The 22208-nt window shown below is 62.6% G+C and carries 25 protein-coding genes; 10 read left to right on the top strand and 15 right to left on the bottom strand.

The genetic code is table 11. From position 1 onward, the window contains the following. Positions 1-36: 36 nt before the first annotated feature. The 4 genes from BLR35_RS18945 to BLR35_RS18930 all read right to left on the bottom strand — a co-directional run bounded on the left by BLR35_RS18945 (position 37) and on the right by BLR35_RS18930 (position 3592). Positions 37-1050, bottom strand: coding sequence for a hypothetical protein (locus BLR35_RS18945; protein ID WP_090385609.1), 1014 nt, complete (start codon positions 1048-1050; stop codon positions 37-39). Positions 1051-1161: 111 nt separating this feature from the next. Next, positions 1162-2493: a hypothetical protein gene (locus BLR35_RS18940; protein ID WP_090385606.1), complete on the bottom strand. Its 1332-nt coding sequence runs from the start codon at positions 2491-2493 to the stop codon at positions 1162-1164. Between the two features lie 62 nt (positions 2494-2555). Continuing rightward, positions 2556-3068, bottom strand: coding sequence for a hypothetical protein (locus BLR35_RS18935; RefSeq protein ID WP_090385604.1), 513 nt, complete (start codon positions 3066-3068; stop codon positions 2556-2558). A 212-nt stretch (positions 3069-3280) separates the two neighbouring features. Continuing rightward, positions 3281-3592, bottom strand: coding sequence for a hypothetical protein (locus BLR35_RS18930; RefSeq protein ID WP_090385602.1), 312 nt, complete (start codon positions 3590-3592; stop codon positions 3281-3283). A 389-nt stretch (positions 3593-3981) separates the two neighbouring features. Between BLR35_RS18930 and wecB the strand changes: the two genes are divergently transcribed. Further along, the gene (wecB, locus tag BLR35_RS18925) at positions 3982-5091 is read left to right on the top strand and encodes a non-hydrolyzing UDP-N-acetylglucosamine 2-epimerase (protein WP_090385704.1); all 1110 of its coding nucleotides are present in this window, start codon (positions 3982-3984) and stop codon (positions 5089-5091) included. Between the two features lie 205 nt (positions 5092-5296). Continuing rightward, the gene (locus BLR35_RS18920; RefSeq protein WP_090385600.1) at positions 5297-6268 is read left to right on the top strand and encodes a phosphoadenosine phosphosulfate reductase family protein; all 972 of its coding nucleotides are present in this window, start codon (positions 5297-5299) and stop codon (positions 6266-6268) included. On the opposite strand, the gene BLR35_RS18915 is transcribed toward BLR35_RS18920, so the two are convergent. The 8 genes from BLR35_RS18915 to BLR35_RS18880 form a co-directional block, all read right to left on the bottom strand. Beyond that, positions 6269-8494, bottom strand: coding sequence for an amino acid transporter (locus tag BLR35_RS18915; protein ID WP_090385599.1), 2226 nt, complete (start codon positions 8492-8494; stop codon positions 6269-6271). Between the two features lie 115 nt (positions 8495-8609). Further along, complete coding sequence (locus BLR35_RS18910) at positions 8610-8939, bottom strand: cupin domain-containing protein (RefSeq protein ID WP_090385596.1); 330 nt, start codon at positions 8937-8939, stop codon at positions 8610-8612. Between the two features lie 49 nt (positions 8940-8988). Then, positions 8989-10080, bottom strand: a complete 1092-nt coding sequence (locus tag BLR35_RS18905) for an Mrp/NBP35 family ATP-binding protein (protein WP_090385594.1) — start codon at positions 10078-10080, stop codon at positions 8989-8991. A 128-nt stretch (positions 10081-10208) separates the two neighbouring features. After that, entirely contained in the window at positions 10209-10523 is a 315-nt protein-coding gene (locus tag BLR35_RS18900) for a hypothetical protein (protein WP_090385592.1), read from the bottom strand. A gap of 162 nt (positions 10524-10685) precedes the next feature. Further along, positions 10686-11000: a hypothetical protein gene (locus tag BLR35_RS18895; protein ID WP_090385590.1), complete on the bottom strand. Its 315-nt coding sequence runs from the start codon at positions 10998-11000 to the stop codon at positions 10686-10688. Then, positions 10997-12403 (bottom strand): NrfD/PsrC family molybdoenzyme membrane anchor subunit, encoded by a 1407-nt coding sequence (nrfD, locus tag BLR35_RS18890; protein WP_090385587.1) that lies wholly within the window; start codon positions 12401-12403, stop codon positions 10997-10999. The genes BLR35_RS18895 and nrfD overlap by 4 nt, the downstream gene beginning before the upstream one ends. Continuing rightward, positions 12400-14088 (bottom strand): 4Fe-4S ferredoxin N-terminal domain-containing protein, encoded by a 1689-nt coding sequence (locus tag BLR35_RS18885; RefSeq protein ID WP_090385585.1) that lies wholly within the window; start codon positions 14086-14088, stop codon positions 12400-12402. The genes nrfD and BLR35_RS18885 overlap by 4 nt, the downstream gene beginning before the upstream one ends. Positions 14089-14319: 231 nt before the next feature. After that, positions 14320-14991, bottom strand: a complete 672-nt coding sequence (locus BLR35_RS18880; RefSeq protein ID WP_090385583.1) for a helix-turn-helix domain-containing protein — start codon at positions 14989-14991, stop codon at positions 14320-14322. 135 nt (positions 14992-15126) lie between these two features. On the opposite strand from BLR35_RS18880, the gene BLR35_RS18875 reads away from it, so the two are divergent. The 3 genes from BLR35_RS18875 to BLR35_RS18865 all read left to right on the top strand — a co-directional run bounded on the left by BLR35_RS18875 (position 15127) and on the right by BLR35_RS18865 (position 16135). Next, positions 15127-15354, top strand: a complete 228-nt coding sequence (locus BLR35_RS18875; protein WP_090385580.1) for a DUF2249 domain-containing protein — start codon at positions 15127-15129, stop codon at positions 15352-15354. Positions 15355-15487: 133 nt separating this feature from the next. After that, positions 15488-15721 carry a DUF2249 domain-containing protein gene (locus BLR35_RS18870; protein ID WP_090385579.1) on the top strand — a complete coding sequence of 78 codons (234 nt, stop codon included), beginning with the start codon at positions 15488-15490 and terminating at the stop codon, positions 15719-15721. Positions 15722-15865: 144 nt separating this feature from the next. Beyond that, positions 15866-16135 (top strand): DUF2249 domain-containing protein, encoded by a 270-nt coding sequence (locus BLR35_RS18865; RefSeq protein ID WP_090385577.1) that lies wholly within the window; start codon positions 15866-15868, stop codon positions 16133-16135. On the opposite strand, the gene BLR35_RS18860 is transcribed toward BLR35_RS18865, so the two are convergent. Next, positions 16132-17031, bottom strand: coding sequence for an alpha/beta fold hydrolase (locus tag BLR35_RS18860; RefSeq protein WP_090385574.1), 900 nt, complete (start codon positions 17029-17031; stop codon positions 16132-16134). The genes BLR35_RS18865 and BLR35_RS18860 overlap by 4 nt on opposite strands. A 161-nt stretch (positions 17032-17192) precedes the next feature. Here BLR35_RS18860 and nirK point away from each other — a divergent pair, with 161 nt between their 5' ends. Genes nirK through BLR35_RS18835 form a run of 5 tightly spaced genes read left to right on the top strand, consistent with a single transcriptional unit; the run spans position 17193 to position 20927 of the window. Continuing rightward, positions 17193-18290 (top strand): copper-containing nitrite reductase, encoded by a 1098-nt coding sequence (nirK, locus tag BLR35_RS18855; RefSeq protein WP_090385572.1) that lies wholly within the window; start codon positions 17193-17195, stop codon positions 18288-18290. A 39-nt stretch (positions 18291-18329) separates the two neighbouring features. Continuing rightward, a complete protein-coding gene (locus tag BLR35_RS18850) occupies positions 18330-18914 on the top strand; it encodes a cupredoxin domain-containing protein (protein WP_090385569.1) in 585 nt (194 codons plus the stop codon). 22 nt (positions 18915-18936) lie between these two features. Then, a complete protein-coding gene (locus BLR35_RS18845; protein ID WP_090385565.1) occupies positions 18937-19719 on the top strand; it encodes an SCO family protein in 783 nt (260 codons plus the stop codon). A 2-nt stretch (positions 19720-19721) separates the two neighbouring features. Further along, positions 19722-20258 (top strand): TlpA family protein disulfide reductase, encoded by a 537-nt coding sequence (locus tag BLR35_RS18840; protein WP_090385562.1) that lies wholly within the window; start codon positions 19722-19724, stop codon positions 20256-20258. A gap of 6 nt (positions 20259-20264) precedes the next feature. After that, complete coding sequence (locus tag BLR35_RS18835; protein ID WP_090385558.1) at positions 20265-20927, top strand: cytochrome c biogenesis protein CcdA; 663 nt, start codon at positions 20265-20267, stop codon at positions 20925-20927. A gap of 4 nt (positions 20928-20931) precedes the next feature. Here BLR35_RS18835 and BLR35_RS21175 read toward each other — a convergent pair whose 3' ends face one another. Together BLR35_RS21175 and BLR35_RS18830 are read right to left on the bottom strand one after the other, a co-directional pair. Beyond that, positions 20932-21057 (bottom strand): hypothetical protein, encoded by a 126-nt coding sequence (locus BLR35_RS21175; RefSeq protein WP_280139375.1) that lies wholly within the window; start codon positions 21055-21057, stop codon positions 20932-20934. A gap of 113 nt (positions 21058-21170) precedes the next feature. Further along, the gene (locus BLR35_RS18830) at positions 21171-22148 is read right to left on the bottom strand and encodes a transcription initiation factor IIB (RefSeq protein WP_090385555.1); all 978 of its coding nucleotides are present in this window, start codon (positions 22146-22148) and stop codon (positions 21171-21173) included. Positions 22149-22208 lie beyond the last annotated feature (60 nt).

Genomic DNA, 22208 nt, shown 5'->3' with positions numbered 1-22208 from the left:
AAAGTTACGCCACGTTCCCGTGAATAGGGTGCTGAGTTATCTTAAAACATCTCTTTCATTTCCTTGTCCTGCTTCCATGAGGTACTGCACTTGTGCGTTTAGTGCTTCTGTCTTCATCGCAGAATATAGCTCCCTCGAGTTCACTTCATAGAACCATTCTTCAAGCCGTTCTGCTCCTTCTGTTGTCGTCACTGGTTCATCATGATGATACATCAGTTCTACTAAATCTGCAATATCTTTGTGATCAACGTCGTTCAGTGATTCAGGCGAGTCCATCCCTTGGATCACCGTTTGTAGACGACGTGTTGTTCCAGATGTAGTTCCTTCGTGAATAACACCGTTGCCCTCCACGAGAATAGTACCGCCGGCTATCTGAAGTTCATCTTCGTGGGCTGGTGTGTTGAATAGCCGATCAGCCGCGAGTATGATTTTTTCACGTGGGACACGCCATTTGACTAAGATACCATCCGAATGATAGTGACCAATACCCTCAATTCCAGTGAAGTTAGCTACTGTTGACGTTTTGAAATAATACCGATCAGAATCAGGGAAATCAATTGCTTGTGCCACGATCTTGGCCATTGAATTTTCGCGGATTCCCCGATACACGGTTTTAGTTGCTGATTCGTCAGTGGTTCCAAAATGGATTTCAAGAAAACACTGGCTTGCTACGTAGAGTTCTTTGAAAGTTTGGATCTGCTGATCGTTGGGGTAAACCGCCTCTTCACCTCCGTTCCGTATCTGCGTCGGAATTCCAAGTGCTTCTTTTGCTAACCGCTCGTACGACTGTGCAATTCCATCATCGTACTTATCAGGGTTTTTCCACTTGAGAAGATACGAATATACTTGGTCAAACTCGTAGTCGTTATTTCGGTTCAAATACTTTTCAAAGCGTTTTCGTTGCTTCTTGGATAGTCGCTGGTAGGTCTGGGGCACGTACTCGGTCCGCTGAATCTCCAGGTCGTGGGGGTCAAACGGTAGACTTGCCTCCAGAGCCGATATATTCCCTTCTCCCACCTGTGTATCCTCTGGAGGAGACCAATTGCTCATTACCTAAGCATTTCCCTCGAAGGATTTGATTCTTTTTCATTGCCATTAATTTGTTTATTTGCTTATTTTAAAAGCACTTGTATAGCACTGAGGCTAAGTAAGGTATGAAAATCATCTTTTATTGGTAATAGCTTTGTATGGCGCCGGATACTCCTGTAACCTCGCCCGGCCGAGCAACGCGTTGAGGTAGGCCTGGATGCGCTCGTTCCAAGGCCGCCACCTGTCGTCCCACGAATCCCGACGGACGTCCGCGATTCGAAGGTTTCCGATCCCTTCCTCCGAGAGGACGACCATGAACGGGGCAGGATCCGAGCCGATCACGTCGTCGTAGGTCGACTTCCCGCGGCGCTTTTCCGCGAGAATGTGGCCGGGATCGAACGCCTCGTCGTCTGGTTCGACCTCGAGTTGCGCCACCGCGTACTCGTGGGCCCGCCAGTCGACGAGTCCACGCGCTAGCGCGAGCACCTCGAGGACGAGAAACTCCTCGTCGATGTCCCGTCGCCAGGGCGGGGAGAACGACGTCGGGAAACACCACTGTGCGAGCCGAGAGTGAGCGAACTCGTAGGGGCCGTACTCCTCGGGGTCGCCGATGTACTCGTCTTCGACCTCGTCTCGAGTCGGCATCGGCTCGAGTTCGGTGCCGAACTCCTCGAGGAGGCCCCGAAGGTGGTCGTCGTAGGGTGCTTCCGTGCTGTCGAACAGTTCCCACAGTCGATCTCGGTACTGTTCGCCGGTCTCGACTGCTATCTCCGCCCGCAGGAGTTCCGACGTGATCTCACCGATATTTCGTGAGTCGTAGTTCGGTGGGTCGGAGTCGTCGTCGTGGATCTCCTCGAGTCCGCGGAACTGCGCGAGGTGGCGTCCGCGCTGCAGTTCCGACTCGACGTGGACGTACCACGCCAGGTCGCGTTCCGGATCGGCCACTGGCCGACCCTCTATGTCGTCGACCACTGTGTCGACCCGCTCGAGCAGGGCGTCGGCGCGACCTGCGAGCGCCTCGAGGTCTTCCTCACCGTGTTCCGCGCGCACTCGTCCCAGGTCTTCGCCGGCGAATCGCATCCCGTATCTGGCCCGGGAGAGGGCGTCCTCGTACTCGCCGTCCTCGAGCGATTCCTCGGCGCTCGAGAGCCAGCCGCCGGAGCCGGTGACGAACCGACCGTCGTCGTCCTCTATGTCGTCCCAGCGTTCGAGGGCCTCGTCTTCGGTTTCGGCGAGCAGTTCGACGGCCTCGCGAGCGTGGGCTTCGGTTACCGTCGGCTGCCAGAGCGAACTCGGCGCGGGCGGCGTCGGATAGTAGTTGGTCGCCCAGTCGGTCAGTACGTTCGGGAGGGCTGTCGGTCGGGTCACGCCGGTGGCGACGAGGGCACCGCTTCCGAGCGTCGCACCGCCGGCGAGCCCACCGAGAAGCTGTCGTCGGCTGATCGACGACGGGTCGGGAACCATATTGTTCGGTGACGAGTCAGCGACGAAATAACTTTCTCTCCGCCAGAAGAAACCGACTGCTATTAGAACTCGAGGGAAACCGACTCCTGAACGTCCTCGACGAACTCCGCCTCGACGATGTCGACTCGATGGAGGTCCTCGAGGTCCCCGTTCAGGGCGTCGGCCTCGTATTGTAAGATTGCAACCGTCACGAGGAACACGACGACCTCGTTGAAGTCGTCGATCTTGAACCCGTCCTCGAGTTGCTCCTCGTACCAGCCCCGGGAGTTGTTGAGCGCGCGGGAGACCTCGTTCTCGTCGATGTCGGCGAGTTCGCGGAGGTACTCGACCTCGAGCATGTCCTTGATTCGGAAGAAGTCCAGTCGCGTGAACTCGTGTGTGCCACCCGACCGCTGGTGGTTCGTGTACCAGTTGGTCGGTTCGTCCAGCAGGTCGTCGACCTCGGACTTGTGTAGCTCCAGGTCCGTCCGGAGCGACTCGAGGTACTCCATGTCGGTCTCTCGAACGGCGTACGAGTCCTGACTCGCGAACGTCGTCGCTTTGCTCAGGATCAACCGATCGCGTTTGTCCGGCATTCTCACTCCTCGATACTCGTATCCGTCAATTAAATCACTCGACTATCACGTCCGCTCGAGAACGGCGGTTCCAATCCGTCGCGGCTGACGGTCTCGAGCCGAACTACTGAACAGACGGCAACGCAGAACAGTCTCTGTCACCTGTCCGTCCGTGTATGCCGACAGTATCTCGACTCAATACGTCCTTTCTCGCGGTATTCATCCCCGAACCGTCACGGATCCGCCTGGAGGAGGGCGGTAACGACTGCGGCGATCGCTTTCCCGAGTCGCTCGGGGGTATCGGTGAGGTCCCAGCAGTAGTCGCCGTTGCGCGTGATCGTCTCCCACTCGAGGTAGTCACGACGATCCAGTTCGAGCAGAACGTTCTCGAGGAGTTGCTCGTCCGGGCGGTAGTCGGTCCACTCCTCGAGTTGTGTGGCTAGCTGTGCGGTCGTCACGACGACGCGGTCCTCGGAACCGCCGCCCGTGCCGGAGAGAGCGGGTCCGGTGCCGGCCGTCGGTGGGGAGGGTGGCCGTTCGGTCACGATGGCCGGTCTTGGAAGTAGTCGGGAATTTGCGTTGAGGTTAATTACTCCGTCTTTGAAGACGAGCGGGCGGACGAACCCGTACGGAGCGGATGTCGCGCCGAAACGTGTTGCTTCAGTTGTGTCACCGCGACCGTCGGAACGGGTTCGGCCGACTCGATCCCGGCCTGTGCCGTCGGATCGGCGTCATCGTTTCACTTCCGACGATTAGTGCGCTGATAACGATATACCACATTCTGGAAGGGTCGCTACATGATATCCGAGGTGAACGTCTTTCGACTCAAATCGTCCCTCCACAGCAGTCCGACGGGCACCCGCGCTCGCTGCGGTTCGTGCGTCGGATCGGCCAGCCAGGACGTTCGGTTCCACGGATCCGGGGAGGTGAACTGATGCGGGTCTGCTCGATCGTCGGTGCGCGACCGCAGTTCGTCAAGGCCGCGGTCGTCTCGAGAAAGATCCGTGACGTCGGCGAGGAGACCCTCGTCCACACAGGCCAACACTACGACGAGGAGATGTCGGACGTCTTCTTCGAGGAACTGGACATCCCCGAACCCGAGTACAACCTTGGGGTCGCTTCCGACACCCACGGTCGCCAGACGGCGGCGATGATAACGCGACTCGAGCCGGTACTCGAGTCGGTCCAGCCCGACGCAATCTTGCTGTACGGCGACACCAACTCGACGCTTGCGGGCGCTATCGTCGGTTCGAAACGCGACGCCACGGTCGCCCACGTCGAGGCCGGCCTCCGCAGTGGGAATCGCGAGATGCCCGAGGAGATCAATCGTATCTTGACGGACCACGCCTCCGAACTCTGTTTCGCGCCGAGCGAGGCCGCCGTCGGCAACCTCGCCGCGGAGGGCATCTCCGAGGGCGTCTTCTGGACCGGCGACGTGATGTACGACGCCTTACTCGAGGCCCGCGACCGCTCGAGCGAGGCGTCGTCGATCCTCTCGGAACTCGGCCTCCGCGAGGGCGAGTTCGTCCTCGCGACGGTCCATCGCCAGCGAAACACCGACGTCAGGTCGAACCTGGCGTCGATCGTCGACGCGCTGGTCGACGCCCCGCTCCCGGTCGTCTTCCCGGCTCACCCGCGGACGGTCGACCGACTTCAGGCGTACGGACTCTGGGAGCGAGCGACCGAGGAACTCGAGGTGATCGAACCCCAGGGCTACCTCGACTTCGTTCGACTGCTCGACGCGGCCGAACGCGTCGCGACGGATTCGGGTGGCGTCCAGAAGGAAGCGTTCTTCCTCGAGACGCGATGTGTCACCTTGCGGGAGGAAACCGAGTGGGAGGAGACCGTCGACGCCGGCTGGAATCAGCTGGTCGGTTCGGATCCCGCCCGAATTCGCGCGGCGCTCGCGGCGGACTGGTACCCCAACTCCCATCCCCGACCCTACGGCGACGGACTGGCCAGCCGACGCATCGTCAGCCTGCTCCAGCGGGAACTCGACGTGGCGGATCCGGATCGACGACTCGAGGCGGCCCCGCTCGACTGATCCGATTCGATGAAACTCTCTAAAAGTTAGTTGTATGGGCGAATATTGCTGCCCTCGCCGATCACAGTGTGATTTCCTGAACGCCGAATTTTGGCCCTACACCCACTTTACAGCGTATTTCGACTTCGCCCTCGCGGAAAGTTCCGTCAGAGGTTTCCGTCCCCCAAAACGATTTAAATGAGGTAATTATATCTAATTACGAGCGATGAGCCAGAAACCTCCCCAGTACGCCGACGTCGACTACGACGATGGAACCGGTGAAGACCCCGACGACTACCCCCACGTCAACGACAAGATAGAGAAAGCAGTCGAGGTCACCCGACAGGGACTCGAGCAGTACGACAACCCCGCCGTCATGTGGACCGGTGGGAAGGACTCGACGCTCGTCCTCTATTTCGTCACCCAGGTCGCCGACCGGTACGACCTCGAGGTGCCGCCCGCCATCTTCATCGACCACTACCAGCACTTCGACGAGATCCACGACTTCGTCGACCACTGGGCCGACAAATGGGGCCTCGAGGTCATCTACGCGCGCAACGAGGACATCGGCGACTACGTCGACGAACACGACCTCGAACCGGGCGACGAAATCGAGATTTCGGACCTCTCCGAGCACAACCGCCGCCACGTCCGGGACATCCTCGAGTACGAGGAGGATACCTTCCCGTTCCTGCTCGATACCTACGTCGGCAACCACCTGCTGAAGACCGTCGCACTCAACGACGCGATCGAGGAGTACGAGACCGACGGCATCATCTCGGGTGTCCGCTGGGACGAACAGGAGGCCCGCGCGGACGAGACGTTCTTCTCGCCGCGTCACGACCCCGACATCTACCCGCCCCACGACCGCGTCCAGCCCATCCTGCAGTTCGAGGAGGCTGCCGTCTGGGAGACCTTCTGGAACTTCGTCGTCCCGGACACCGTCGAGGAGTTCCCGGACGACGGCTACGTCCCCGAGGGCAAAGGCGACCTGCCGGACGACCTCGAGCCTTTCGACACCCCCGTCTCACCGAAGTACTGGGAAGGGTTCCGGTCGCTCGGCAGCGAGATCAGCACCGAGAAGACTGAAGACGACCCCGCCTGGCTGCAGGACCTCGAGGGGACGACCGAACGAGCGGGCCGTGCCCAGGACAAAGAGGATCTGATGGAACGGCTGCGCGACCTCGGCTACATGTAATTAGTCGCCGAACCGCTGGAGTCGCCGCCACAGTCGCCGAGAGAACGGCACCTGTTCTCCCGGTTCTTTGACCACGAGCACGGACGTCTCCGTCTCGGCCGCGACGAAGTCCGTGGTCTGGCCGAAGAACTCGCGCACCCGGTCGGGGTGGGTCGGCGCACCCATGACCAGCAGATCCGCCTCGTTCGCTCGCCGCACGAGTGCGCGGTCCGCGTCGGCAGCCTCGAGTACCTCCGTCTCCGCCGGACTCGAGAGCACGTCCGTTAGCTCCTCGAGGTACGACCGCGCCGACGTCGTCGCCTCCTCGGAGGCATCCTGTGGGAGAGCCGTAACCAGCGTGAGCGTCGCGCCCGTGACGGTTGCGATCGCGTCGGCCAGTTCGACTTCGGCACGGTCGTACGGTCCGGAGTCGGTCGCGACCACGATTTCGCCGATTCCACCCGTCCCGCGGTGTTTCAACACGGCCAGTCGGACGGGAAACTCCGAACGCAGGATCTCGTCGACGTGGCTCTCCTGCAGGTGGTGTTTCCGGATCGGATCGTGCCAGTCGACCAGGACCAGTTCGGTTCGCTCGTTGACGCTCTCGAGGAGTGCGTCGGTTCGGTCACGGGTTCGGACGTGATCGAAGACGACGGCGTGGTTTTGCAGGGCGAGTTCCCGTTCGATCCGGCCGATCCAGTCGTCGTCGACCTCGTGGTCCGCTTCCGACAGCGGGATCTGGGGTGGAACCTCGGTGATCGTGAGTACGTCCAGGTCGGCGTCGAACCGATCGACGAACGACCGCATCGCGGTCAGCAGGTGGGGGTTGGTCTCGCCTTCTGCCGTCTCGACGAGGACGTGTGGGCCACCGGTCGCCACGTTTCCGATCCGGGATCGTTTTTCCTCGATCGACTGTCGGTACTGTGCGCCAAGCACCTGGTCACGGACGTCGTGATCCGGCTTTACGGGCTCCCCTCGCTGCGTCTGAACGTAGTACCAGCCGACGCCGGCGAGGACGAACGCGACGGCGCTCACCTGAGAGAGCACACCCATGAACGGGATCAGCGCTAGCGCGGCGACCGAACCGAGGATCGGCAACACCGGTGAGAACGGCACTCTGTAGTCAGGGTCGTACCACTCCGGCCGGGACCGACGGAGCAGAACGACCGTGACGTTGAGCAAGGCGAACACGAGGATGCCGAACGTGCCGCCGAGTTTCGCCAGATCCTCGACCTCGAGAATCAACACGAGGGCGATCATCACGCCGCCTGTCAGCCAGATGGATCGGGCCGGCGTCCCGAACCGTGGTGACGGTTTCCCGAGTTTCCGTGTGACGAGGCCGTCCCGAGACATCGCGAAGGGGAATCGCGAGGACGAGAGGATCGCTGCGTTGGCGGTCGAAACGGTCGCGAAAATCCCCGCGAGTGCGATGACGGCGCCGCCGAGACCACCGAGGAACAGGCGGCCTGCCTCGGCGACGGGCGCGTCGCTTCCGGCGATTGCCTCGATCGGCATGACGCCGGTGACGATCAGCATAACGCCGACGTACAGCAGCGTGACGAAGACGACAGCACCGAACAGCGCCCGCGGCAGCGTCCGGCCCGGATCCTCGACCTCTTCGGCGACCGCTGTCGCCTTCACGATCCCCAGATAGGAGATGAACACGAGGCCGGTCGTCGTGATTACCCCTTCGACACCCGTGGTCGCGAACGGCGACCACAGCTCCGCGTTCGCCGCGAACAGGCCGCCACCAGCAAAGACCGCGAGAATCGCGACGAGACCGATCACCACGAAGTTCTGAAGGTGACCGGTTTCTTCGGCGCCGACCCAGTTAATGAGGATCAACAGGAGACCGCCAACGATGGCGACGCCGAGGACTGGCACTGCAGAGAACTCGGTGACGTACCAGCCCAGTCCCTCGAGCGCGAACGACCCCTTGAAGATGAGTGCGAGCCACGCGCCGAAGCCGACGACGGTGCCGACCAGCGGCCCCATCGCCCGACTCGTGAAGTAGTACGGTCCGCCGGCCTTGGGCATGGCCGTCGCGAGTTCGACCGCACACATCGTCGCGACGAGCGCGATCAACCCGGCGATCCCGAACGACAGCGCCGAGGCTGGGCCTGCCCCTTCCGCTGCCGGCCCCGGGAGGACGAAGATGCCGGCACCGATCATGGTGCCCGACGCGATAGTAAAGACCGCGAATACGCCGAGGTCGCGACTCAGGTCAGCGTCCGATCCACGAGGCATAGATTGTCGGATGTTCTCCCACGCCAGTAAAGAAACCCTTCATTGTGGCAAGACAACAGTCCTGCACGCACCGTCGCCGGTAGGTGCGGGAAAAGCCCCCACACAGAGTACCGCCTCAGGACGGCAACGGACACAGACTCGCCGTGAAGATCACCGTCTCGTCGGTCTCGTTTCGGGCGCCGTGGTCGACGCCGCGGGCGTGCTGGACGACGCCCGGTGCCGCCACCTGTTCGCTCTCGCCGTCCTGGACTACCGTCACCGTTCCCTCGAGGACGTGGAACACGTTCGTACTGTCGGGATGATCGTGGGACTCGAGTTCTGCACCCGGGCCGAGTGCGAACACTTTCACGAGCACGTCGTCGGTCACGACCAGTTCCGCGGTTTCGACGTCGCCCTCGTCGGGCTCGAGGTCCGCTATCGCGTCGGCGTAGCTGTCGAGTGACATGATCGCCCGTTCGACGGGAAAGAGGTAAACGCTAGGGAAAGAGAGACGCTCAGTCTTCGGTCTCGGTCGGCAACACGTCGGCGGGTTCGTCGGAGGTGTTCTCGGCGACCGTCCGACGGTTCGTCTCGCCGACGCGGTCGGCGATTTCGGCGACGACGTCCGAAACGGGCTCTTGGACCGGGCTCTCGTCGTCCTTGACGATCGGTCCCTTGCTCCCGTCGGCGCCGAAGTCCGGGTGGATTGGGATCTTGCCGATCAGCGGCACGTCGTACCGGTCGACGATGTCGTCCGCGCCGTCGGTACCGAACAGACCGTGCTGGTCGCCACAGGACGGACAGACGAACGAACTCATGTTCTCGACGACGCCCAGCACCGGCGTGTCGTGTTTGTTGAACATCTGGATCCCCTTGCTGGTGTCCTCGAGTGCCATCTCCTGGGGCGTCGTGACGACGACCGATCCCGTAACCGGCATCGACTGCAGCAGGTTCAACGTTGCGTCACCCGTTCCCGGCGGCAGGTCGACGATCAGGTAGTCGAGGCGTCCCCACTCGACGCCCTCGAGGAACTTCATCATGAACTTGTTGACCATCGGACCGCGCAGAATCGCTGGGTCGTCGTCTTCTTCCATCATGAAGCCCATGCTGATGACCCGAACGCCGTCCGAACGGGGTGGGACGATGTCCTCGTTGGGCATCACGCCGGGTTCACCCTCTATGGGCAGGATTTTGGGAATGTTCGGTCCGTGGATGTCGGCGTCGAGCAGGCCGACCATCGCACCGCGTTTCTCGAGGCCGGCCGCGAGGTTGGCTGCGACCGTCGTCTTGCCGACGCCACCTTTCCCGGAGGAGACGGCGATGACGTTGCGAACGTTGGGGAGGACCTGGTCGTCGAAACCGTGTTCTTCGCCGGCGTGGGCCCGCAGGTCGGCCTCGAGGCCGACCTCGTCACAGATTTCTCGGATTCGGTTCCCGAGTTCCATCTCCGAGGGTGCGTAAGGGGCGTTGAGCGCGAGAGAGATGCGAGCAGTCTCGTCGTCGATGGTGACGTCGTTGACCAACCCGAGCGTGACGATGTCCTGACCGATGTCGGGGTCCTCGACATCCTCGAGTTTGATCTTGAGTTCGTGTTCGGTGATGCTCATAGTGGATCGATGTGCGTACGCTAATCGACGGTTCGGACAGGGATACGTGTGATGGTTCGCCCGCTACGGGCACTGTCGGACGGGTTTCGGGCGGGCGACTCGACGCGACGGGAGTACAGCGGTCCGTATCAGGGGCCGACCGACCCGATCGGTTCCGGAGCGCCGCCGAAGAAGACGATGCCGATGATGACGGTCAGCACGAACATACTGACCCACATTCCCGACGTCAGTCCGACGAGGTAGACGACGCCGAGCAGTCCAGTCGAGGTTTCGCGTGGCGACCCGACGAACCACGCGGTCACCATGACGTAAATCGGGACCAGAATAACTCCGAAGATGAGCCAGCTTCCGGTGTTCGGGAAGCCGGTCAGCCCTTCAGTACCCCCGTAGTCGTGATACAGCACCGCCGACAGCTCGAGGACGATGTCCGCTATCGCCGTCATACTCGAAGCATCACCCCCACGGGGGTTTCGGTAGTGCATGCGAGTGCATGGTCACGGAAAGGATACCGCTCGAGACGAAGCGTGAGAGACGTCAGCGTAACCGCACGGCTCGAGAAGACTGCGTCCGAAAAAACGAGTGATCGAGTTGGGTAGCGACTCGAGTTACGGGCCGGGGTCGCTGAACGGCAGCGGTTCGGGGATGCCTCCGAAGAAGATGATCCCGAGCAGTGCGGTGAAGAACAGCATCGGGACCCACATCGCGGCCGTAATCCCGACGAGGTAGCCGACACCCATCAGGCCCGTTTTTACGTTGCGGGGTTCGCCGAGGAACCACGCGGCGATCATGACGTAGACCGGAACCAGGATGACGCCAAAGATGACGTACGTCCCGATGTTCGGGAAGCCGGTCACGCCTTCGGTACCACCGACGCCGGCGTAAAGCGGCAGGTTCGCGAGTGCGGTTGCGAGTGTGCTCATGCTTTCACCTCCGGTTCGGTTTCAGTTTCGTGTTCGTCGTGACCGTGGCCGTGGTCGCCACGCAGGTGTTCGATCGCGTGGAGTTCGACGACCGGAACGAGCTTCGAGATGACGAGGAAGAACAGCGTCACCATCCCGATCGTTCCGAGCACGGACGACATTTCGATCAGGCTCGGGTAGTACTCGCCGGGCGTGGCGTCGTAGATGCTAAACGCCGGGTACCAGAGACCGGCGACGACGAAGTACGTCTTCTCGACGAGCGTCGCGATCAGCACCAGCACGGCCGCACCGATCGCGCGCTTCTTGTTGAACAGCGACGGTCGCAGCGTCGTCGCGAAGATGTACGCGAGGACGCCCAGCACCATCAGCATCGGCACGATGTAGGCCGGATGCGAGAGCTTCGAGGCCGTCGCAGCCGCGTGATCGACCGTCGGCGAGAAGCTGCCGGAGACGAGCTGCTGGAGCTGCAGCCACAGGAACAGCAGACAGAAGAACCCGAGCCACAGCAGCAGGCCACGGAAGATGTCGTCAGTGATGATGTGGTCCCAGTCGTAGGCGCGACGGAACGCGTACGAGACCAGGATCACGCCGCTGATCGCCGAAGTCAGTGCGATAGTGAGGAACTGCGGCCCCTGGATCGCACCGAACCAGCCGGGGTACGTCGGCAGCAGGGCGAACAGCCACGGAATGACACCGCCGTGAAGCAGAAGGGGTGCCATAATGATGATCGCCAGCGCGACCCACCAGACCATCCGTTCGATGACCTTGTCTTCTTTCTCGCTGTAGCCGAGGGTCATGAGGTTGTAGACCGGCGCGAGCAGGTCGGGCGCCTGGAAGCTACCGACCTTCGGTGCAAACGACGGCAGGTCGTCGCGCAGACGCGAGATGTCGTACCGGAGCGTCAGGCCGAGGTAGGTCGCAGTCAGCACGAAGTAGGCCGTAATGACCGTCACGTCCCACACCAGCGGCGAGTTGTTCACCGTAATGTGGTAGTGGCCGATGACGCTCGTGACCATCCGGTCCGGACGGCCCATGTGGACGATAATGTAGAAGCCAGCCGCGGAGAGGCCGGCAAGCGTCAGCATCTCGGCGAGTCGAGCGACCGGCATGTATCGGTCCATCCCGAGCAGTCGGACTGCCGCAGAGAGGATGATACCGCCGTGAGCGATCCCGACCCACCAGATGAACGCGCCAATGTACAGTCCCCAGGTGACGCCGCCACCGGACCCCCAGTCAGAGAGGCCGGTGACGCTCATCCCGACGTAGAGCTGGTAGAACCAGCCGATCAGGAAGATACCGAACGCCGCTGCCGCGGCTCCGAACACGGCGAGGTACTTCTTCGAGATGGTCTCGATCCCGACCGGCCGCAGAATGTCGGACTCGGTTGGGGTCTTCGTGCTCATGAGAACAGCCCTCCGTCGACGGTATCCTCGTCAAGCACTTCCTTGCGGTTGTCGACGAAATCGATCTCCTCGCCGTTGATCGCCGTGTAACTTCCGAGCTGTTCGTACTGGAGTGCGGTCCCGGTCGGCTCCACCTGTTCGGCGTTCGGACCGGGTTCCTGACCCATGTAGACGACGTTCGGGTTCGTGCCGTACTCCTCGAGCAGCCGGAAGTTCGAATCGGGGCTTCCGGTGAACGATTCCAGTTCGATCTGGGCGTCTCGCTCGTCCGGCCCGTCGAACTCCTCGTCGTCGTCGGTCTCGTCGGCGAGGCCGAGTTCGACGAGGACCTCTTCGCTATCGTGGTCGAGGCCGTGGTCTTCGAGCGTGTCGAGCGTTTCGCGGAAGCTGCGCTCGTGGTAGGCCAGGTCGTGGCTGTGGAGTTCGTCGTCGCCGTCGTACAGGTCGTCGGAGACGATGTCGACGGCCTTGATCAGCGTCAGCTCGTCTTCCTCGAGATCCGTCGCGTCGAGAACGGACTCGAGGTCGTCGTCGACGCCGTCGAGGTCCTCCTCGAGGTCGTCCACGCTCGGCGGGTTGACCCGCCAGAGGGTACGGCCGCGGGCGGGGTTGTCGGCGTACTTCTGGGGGTCGCTGTCGGGATCGTTCATGTTCCCGAACTGGATGGCGCCCGTCGGACAGACCTCTTCACAGGCCGTCGTTCCGACGTACTCCTCACCCATCTGGCCGTCCTGCCGGGTCGGACACATCGTACACTTGCTCATGACCCCACGCGGCGCGCGGCTGTCGACCCAGCGCCCGCGGTCGTCGGTCATGTGATCGCCCATGTCCATGTCCTCGTGGTGTTCTTCGATGGCGTCCGTGGGGACGGTCGGTTCGTCCCACTGGAAGTAGTTGACACCGTACGGACAGGCGACCTGGCAGTATCGGCAGCCGATACAGACGTCGTAGTCGGTCAGCACGAGACCGTCCGAATCTCGCGTGTGACGGGCCGTCGTCGGACAGACCTTCTCACACGGCGCGTCGGTACAGTGCTGGCACGGGCGAACGAGTCGGTTGGCGGCGGCGCCAGCGTTACGGGCGAGTTCGGATCCTTCTCCGCTCGCGCTCGGATCGTCGTACTGGAGGACGTACATCCAGTTGACACCCGAGTCGAGCTGGTTCTCCTGTGAACAACCGGAGACACAGGTGAGACAGCCGTCACAGCGGTCGAGGTCGATGGCCATCCCCCACTGGACGCCTTCGTCCTCGTCTGGCTCGTCCTGGGCAGCCGCGACGTTGGCTTCGGGCTCGGGTTCGCTGGGGCCGTCGTCGACAGTTCCCCACGCGCCGAGACCGACGGCAGCAGCGCCAGCGCCCATCTTCTTCATGGCGTCGCGGCGGCTTTCTTCGCCGTCGCCCTCGAACTTCGAGAGCATCCGGGAGACGGTTCCTTCCTCGGCGGCCTGTGCCTCCTCGTAGGCCGCTTTCGTCGGTCGCTCGTCCTCGCCGAACTCCTCCATCACGTCGTCGTGATATTTCTCGTGGAATTCGGCCTCGGAGAGTTCGCCCTTGGTGACGCGCATCGCGTCCTGGGCCATTTTCATACCGAGTTCCGTATCGTACTCGGTATCGTCGAGCATCGACTCGAGGTCGTTTTCCCACTCGCTTCCGAGTGGGTGGAAAGATTCGTCGTCCGTACTCATCTGGTTAGAACACCTCTGTACACGGCGTTTTCGTAGAGCAGTAACTTGCCGGCACCCACTTTAATATGTTCATCTGTGTCCTCTAGGCGAGGACTCGCAACTAGATCTTGTTGAAGTATACTCCCGATTTCCAGCCGATGAGAATCGACGCGAACAAGTTCGGGTATTTAAGTATGATGTCGGCGAAAACCGGTTACGTATACTGCCACACGGTATCGAGACACGTTACGGTCAGTTCGAAACGAGCTGTTCCTCGAGTGAGTCTTCGCCGGTCATCGGCAGGTCCTCGACGAACCGTTTAATGATCGCTTCCTCGGCACGGTGAAGCGTCTCGCTACACGTCGACTTGGCGATGTCGAGGTGGCCCGCGAGGTCGGTCAGCGAACATCGGCGTGGCGTGTCGTAGTACCCTTCCTCGACGGCAGCAGTGAGTACCTCGAGCTGGCGATCCGAGAGGAGCTGGCTCTCGTGGAGTCGCTCACGGACGTTCTCGATGCGATACTGGAGCCCGAAGCTCTCGAGCTGTTCTGCGAGTTCGGCGAGTCGGTCGCGCGAGCCGGTGACCTCGATCGTCGCCTCGCCGTCCTTGATTTCGACGGGAAGCTCGATCGGCATTCCCGAATCTCTCGAGGAGAACAGCAACAGTGGGGCCGTCGTCTCGAAGTGGACCGTCGCTTCGTTCTCGCTCCACTGGGCCAGTGTGAGCTCCGTGATCTGGGGATGGTCGTTCATGTCGTCGACGACGTCCGGGACGTCCGAGCCTGTCACTCGGACGAGAGCGAACCCGCTCTCGGAGCCCGGGACCGCGCCGAGGACGCGAAACGTCGCATCCGGATAGTCGGTCGAGACCTGCTCGACCCAGACCTGTTCCGGCAGCGTGACCGTGAGAGTCGCTTGAACCATGGTTTGGTGTTCTAGATGGACTCATAAACCCATACCCACGAATATGTTCGGCGTAGTTCCTACGGCGTGGGAATTCGGGCAGGTCGAATATGTTCGAGTGAACATCCAACCTGCATGGGGGCGAAACGATAGCCGATGACGACCGAACAAGTTGACCGGACGATCGACGTACGCGAGATCGAGGGCCCGCCGTTCGACGACATCATGGCCGCACTCGAATCCCTCGAAGACGGAGAACGACTCCAGTTGATCGCACCGTTCGAACCCGAACCGCTCTACGAGGTACTCGACGCGCGCGGCTACGCACACGAGAGCCACCAGCAAGACGGCGGCCTCTGGTACGTCTACGTCGAACACGCCTGATACGGCCTGCTGTGACGATTTACTGGGGCAACCGGACCCCAGTGGTTGCACCGTCACTGACGGACAGCAGCCGACCGAACGCGAACGTGTTCGGCCAAACCGAAACGAACCTCCACGACCCACATCCATCTGCATGACACGACTCGACGTCAGGGACATTCCACCGGTAAACCGCCATCCAACTATCCACGAAAAATTCGAGGAACTCGAGCCTGGCGAGACGTTGACCATCGTCAACGACCACGAACCGAAGCCGCTGTTCTACGAGTTCCAGGCCGAAGTCGACAGCTTCGATGCCGATTCCTACGAGGTCGAACAGGTCGCCACAGACGAGTTCGTCGCCAGATTCCCGAAACAGGAGGTCTAGTGGCGGTCCAGGCCTGATCCGGCGGGCCGGTACAGATCGGTTCGGCCCATCAATCGACGCTCGAAACGGTACCACCCCAGCCCGCATTTCGATCCGAACACGTACGGCACGGAATCTACACACACTGAGCCCGTCGATACGCGTATGCAGTCGCATCGTTCCGTCGTCGAACGCACCGACGCACCGACCGACCACCCCCGGGAGACGATCGACGTCCGCACGCTCGGTCCACCGGAGCCGCTGAAAACCACTCTCGAGACGCTCGTCGACCTCTCCGACGAGACGGTCCTCGTCCAGCGAAACGACCGCGTCCCGCAGTTTCTCTTCCCTAAACTCGAGGACCGGGGCTACGCCCACGACACCGTCGAACTCGAGGACGAGGTCGTGACCGTCATCTGGGACCCGGACACCTAACCGTCCAGGTGCTCACACAGTAGTTCCGCCAACCGATCCGGTTTTTCTCGCGGGAGCCAGTGACTCGCGTCCGGGAACAACTCGAGGCGGCCGTCCGTACAGTGGTCGTAGCTGTCGATTGCCAGTTCGGGGACGAGCGCGGTATCTTCCTCACCCCAGGCGACGAGCGTGGGTGCGTCGACCCGATCCCTCGGCGGCGGTGACGGATACCGCGCGTTCGCCCGGTACCAGTTCAGCATTCCGGTGAGAGCACCCTCTCGACGCCACGCCCGACGATAGCGCTCGAGGTCTGCATCGGAGAACGCCTCCGAATCCGCCGTTCCACGAAGCGCTCGCTCGAGGACGCGGAAATCGTCGTAGCGGCAGACCCGTTCGGGAAGCCATGGGAGCTGGAAGGTGTACGCGTACCAGCTTCGTCGGATCTGGTCGGGGTTCGAGAGGAGTTGTCGGCGGAACGCGGTCGGATGCGGTGCGTTGACGACTGCGAGTCGGTCGACGACCTGGGGGTATCGAAGTGCAAGCTCCCACGCGACGATTCCACCCCAGTCGTGGCCGACGACGGCGGCGGTGTCCCGACTCTCGGTAGCGATCAGTTCGACCACGTCGCGTGCGAGTTCGGGCCGGCGATAGGCACGTACCGACTCCGGCTTTTCGCTGCGGTTGTACCCTCGCTGGTCGGGGGCCAGCACGCGAAACCCGTCCTCGACGAGCGGTTCGATCATCTCGTGCCAGCCGTACCAGAACTCGGGAAAGCCATGGAGCAACACCACGAGCGGATCGTCCGGATCACCGGCGACCCGTGCGTGTAGCTGGAGGCCGTTTACTGACCTGAACGTCGAGTTCCCCACGGTGGTCGAGAGTGAGGCCGAGTCGACTGCCGGTTTTGTGGCGTCCATACCGTCGTCTACGTGCTGACTCGGCTTCAAAGCCGACCGGTGAACGGACTCTCGAGAACGCCACCCCTCAGACGAACATGTTCGATGGTATTCCCTCTTTTGTAGAATTCCCGATACCGTTCTACATATGAGGGGTGTTTATTCAGATGAGGAGAACCACAATGACCCAATACACCGCAAACCGACGAACCTTCATGAAAGGCATCGGAGCGACCGGCGTCGTGGCAGTTGCCGGCTGCCTCGAGGGAACTCCCTCGGAGACAGATGCAGACCCCGAACCGTCGGCTGATGACGGTGAACAGGGTCTTCCAGCGGCCGAACCCGTCGACGTCGACGCTATCGCGGCCGATCCAGCAGACCTTCCGCCCCCGGTAGACTGGGACGAGCCCAGGACCCACGAGATCACGATGGAGACGATCGAGGTCACCGCCGAAATCGAACCCGGCGTCACCCTCAACTACATGACCTACGACGGGCAGATCCCAGGACCGATGATCCGGGTTCGCGAAGGTGACACGATCGACCTCACCTTCGAGGTGCCCGACGAGCACAACGTCGACATGCACAACGTCGACTTCCACGCGGTCTACGGGCCCGGTGGCGGTGCCGAGGCGACGACGATCGCTCCCGGCGACGAACCCGCTCGACTACGATTCCAGCCGAAGTACGCCGGCGTCCACATCTACCACTGTGCGGTCCCGAACATGGACCAGCACATCAGCCTGGGGATGTTCGGCGCGATCCTGGTCGAACCCGAAGAGGGACTGCCCGAAGTGGACCGCGAGTTCTACTTCGGACAGCACGAGGTCTACACCGACGGCGAGGCCGGCGAGGAAGGCCACCACACCTACGACTTCGACGCGACGGCCGACGAGGACCCGACGTACGTCCTCCTGAACGGCGAGGCCTACGGCTTCACGCCGGACGGCCAGCACGGTCCCGTCAAAGCCGAAGTCGGCGAAACCGTTCGAGTGTACTTCGCCAACGGCGGACCGAACCTCACCAGCGCCTTGCACCCGATCGGGAACGTCTGGTCGAAATACTACCGCGACGGCGACCTGCTCTCGGAGCCCGGTCAAAACGTCGAAACCGCACCGGTCGCACCCGGGACGGTCGTCGCAGGGGACATGGAGATGCACGTCCCCGGCCCCGTCAAGATCGTCGACCACGCCCTCTCGCGAGTCGTCCGCAAGGGCATGCTCGGCGTGATCGACGTCGAGGGCGAGGAGAACCCGGACATCTACGACGAAGATCCCTGAGACGCTCGAGGAAACTCGGGCTCTCCCCCAACCAGAGCCATGACAACGACACCCATCACGCGCCGCCGCCTGCTGCAGACGACAGCTGCCGGTACGACGCTCGCGCTCGCAGGGTGTCTCTCGAGGCCGAGTGACGACCGTTCCGACGACGAAGACGACGGAACCGGCGAACTCGGTTCGCCGACTGGCGGAGCCGAGGTCGTGACGACCTCGACGCCGTACCCCCAGTTCGATCCGTGGCTTGTCCACGTCACGGTCGGCGGGACCGTCACCTGGATCAACGAGGACGGACGACACGACGTCACCTCGTACCATCCAGACACGCACGGCCCCCAGCGGATCCCCGACGAGGCCGAGCCGTGGGCCAGCGACCAGCTCTCCCGTGAGGGAGACAGCTTCGAACGGACGTTCGACCGCGAAGGCGTCTACGACTACGCCGACACGCGACACGTCTGTACGTCCCACGAACACGTCGGCGCGGTCGGTCGCGTCGTCGTCGGCTGGCCGGATCCGGACGACGAACCGGCGCTCGAGGAGCCCCAGCCTGCGTTACCGACGCAGGCTCAGAACGCGTTCGAGACGCTGAACGAAGAGACTCGCCCCGTCATCGAGGCGGGGCCGTAACGCCCACCCGATCCACACAATCATGCCTATACAACCAATCGACAGACGCCGATTCCTACAGGTAACTGGAGCGGCGGCGCTCTCGGCGACGGTCGCCGGCTGTGCCGACGCGATGACGGGTCGGGACGGGGCCGACGAGAACGTCGTCCTGGGACCGCCGGAAGGCCACGACCGTGCCGACCCGGACCGAGTCCAGTACCCGATCTACGGCGAGCCCATTCCCGACGTCACCGTTCCCGCGCCGCTGCAGAACAGAGAGGTAACGACGACCGAATTCCACGGCGAACGCCACGCCTTCTACACGTTCGTCTTCACGCGGTGTCCGGGTGCCTGTCCGGGACTGATGGGGACGCTCCGTCACGTCCAGGACGACGCCATCGAGGAGGGGTACGCCGACGAGGTCGCGTTCCTCCCGATCACGTTCGATCCGGCACACGACACCCCCGAGGTGCTCGCCGAGTACGAGGAGACCTATGGCATCGAGCACGAGCCCGGCCACTGGTACACCCTCCGCCCGGAGGACGAGACCGACGCCAAGGCCGTCGTCGAAGAGGAGTTCGGCTGTGCGTTCGATCCAGCCGAACCGGATGACGACGGCGAAAACGGGCACGACGAAGAGATGGGGCACGACGACGGGAATGGCCACGACGAGGAAGACGAAGGTGGCCACGAGATGGCCTTCGTCCACCACGTCCTCCTCCTGCTGGTCAACAAGGACGGCTACGTCGAGCGGGCCTACTCCGGCGAAGTACCGACGCCCGGCGACGTCGTCGAAGACACGAGGGCCGTCGTCGAGGGGTGGTGACGATGCGCCGTCGCGAAGTCATCGCTGGAGCCGCAGCACTCGCAGCCACAGGAGCGGGAGCAGCGTACGCACTGGGCGGCGTCGACCCCCTTGAGAGCGACGACGCGATCGAGCCGATCGAACTCGAGACGCTCGAGGCTCCCGGGAGCGACGCTGGAACGGCCATCGTCCCCGAGCCGGGACGGGTCACCTTCCTCGAGCTATTTGCGACCTGGTGTGACGTCTGCGAGCGGATGATGGAGCCGACCGGCGAACTCTACGACGAGTTCGGCGACCGGATCCAGTTCGTCTCGGTTTCCAACGAGCCGATCGGCCGCAGCGTCACCCGCGAGGACGTCGCCGACTGGTGGGACGCCCACGACGGCCGATGGGCCGTCGCGATCGACGACGACCTCGAACTCACCAGCGAACTGAACGCCTCGGGCGTCCCCTACAGCTTCGTCCTCGACGAGGACAACGTCGTGACCTGGTCCGACCGAGGGAGTAAGTCCCTCGAGGAGCTCCGCGAGCCGATCGCAGCACAATTGGACGGAGTGTGAGCGGCCGTGTTCTCGGGCGAACTGCTCGGCGCTGCCGCGTTCGCGCTCGCCGCGGGCATCGCGGCGTTTTTCTCGCCGTGTTCGTACGCGCTGTTGCCCGGCTACGTCGGCTACTACGTCTCCGCGACCGGTGAGGAGCAACCGCCACTTGGTGGCACGATCGTCCGTGGACTGGCTGCTGCCGCCGGTGCCGTCGTCGTCCTCGGCGTCCTCTCGGTCGTCGCGCTACTCGCCGGCGAGACGCTCCAGGGGATACTGCCCGCCCTCGAGTACGGCGTCGGCATCGCACTGATCGCGGTGGGTGGCTGGATCCTCTACGGCGGCCCCGGCGCGGTCCACGCCGTCCTGCCGAAGCGCCGCTCGAGTATCTGGGGGTTCGCGATCTTTGGCGGCATGTACGCGATCGCCGCGACGGGGTGTGTGTTGCCGCTGTTCCTGGGGATCGTCTTCCAGTCGTTGACGCTGTCGACGGCCGCCGGTGCCGTGGTCCTCGGTGCCTACGTCGTCGGCTTCGGCGTCCTCTTGCTCGCGGTGACCGTGGCGACGGCGGTCGGCTACGCCGTCAGCGCAGGGCGGCTGGCCGGCCACGTCGACCGCATCGTTCGTCTCGGCGGTCTCGTCCTGATCCTCGCCGGGATCGGCCAGCTGTACGTCGTCGGAGCGTACTGACCACTTACGTCCACACGCTGAGACAGTCCGACGAACAGAAGTGCAGGTCGACGTGGTCGCCAGCGTTCGTCTCCGGATGCGTCCTGAGCGTGTACGCAACCTCCTCCGAACGACAGTTATCGCATTCCATACTGTCGTCGACGGGTGACTACCAGTTCAGTATGACCTGACTAAATACGTGAACGAGCGACCAGGAGGAAGCGATCTCGAGTTAATATGGAATTTTCTCGCCGCAGAAATCGATCAGACCGGCGCGCCCTCCTCGGCCTCGAGGAGTTCGTGATACCGGTTGCGGATCGTCACTTCGGAGATACTCGCGACCTCGCTGACGTCGTTCTGGGTGACCTTCTCGTTGGTCAGCAGGGCGGCGGCGTACACCGCGGCGGCGGCCAGTCCGACGGGTGATTTCCCGCTGTGGATCTCGGCGTCTTTGGCGGTCTTGAGTAGCTGTCGGGCGCGGCGTTCGGTCTCGTCGGGGAGGTCGAGGTCGCTCGCGAACCGCGGCACGTAACTTTCGGGGTCGGCCGGCTGGACCTCCAACCCCAGTTCTCGAATGACGTAACGGTAGGTGCGGGCGATCTCGTCTTTTTCGACGCGGGAGACCGCCGAGATTTCGTCGAGGCTGCGCGGCGTGCCTGCCTGACGTGCAGCGGCGTACAGCGACGCCGTCGAGACGCCCTCGATCGAGCGTCCCGGGAGCAGGTCTTCCTCGAGTGCGCGCCGGTAGATGACCGACGCAGTCTCGCGGACGTTGTCGGGAAGTCCCAGTGCGGAGGCCATCCGATCGATCTCTCCGAGCGCCTGCTTGAGGTTGCGTTCCTTCGAGTCGCGGGTGCGGAACCGCTCGTTCCACGTTCGCAGGCGCTGCATCTTCTGGCGCTGCCGACTCGAGAGCGATCGGCCGTAGGCGTCCTTGTCCTGCCAGCCGATGTTGGTCGACAGCCCCTGGTCGTGCATCATGTTCGTCGTGGGGGCGCCGACGCGGGACTTCTCGTCTTTCTCGGCTGCGTCGAACGCGCGCCACTCGGGGCCGCGGTCGATCTCTCCTTCGTCGACGACGAGGCCGCAGTCGGCACAGACGGTCTCGGCGTGTTCGGTATCCGATATCAGCCGTCCGTCACACTCCGGGCACTGCTCGCGTTCGCTCGTCTCTTCGTTCGACTCCACTCGGTCGGCCTGACGTCGCTGGTCGCTGCGAGTTCGAATGCTGGAGTCAGTCATTGTGTTGGGACCGATCGAAACGTCGATAAAACGCTCTGTAGTGATCCTAGTAACGAACGT

This window comes from Natronobacterium texcoconense, assembly GCF_900104065.1.
Taxonomy (GTDB): Archaea; Halobacteriota; Halobacteria; order Halobacteriales; family Natrialbaceae; genus Natronobacterium; species Natronobacterium texcoconense.
This window is presented reverse-complemented; position numbering and strand designations above follow the sequence as displayed.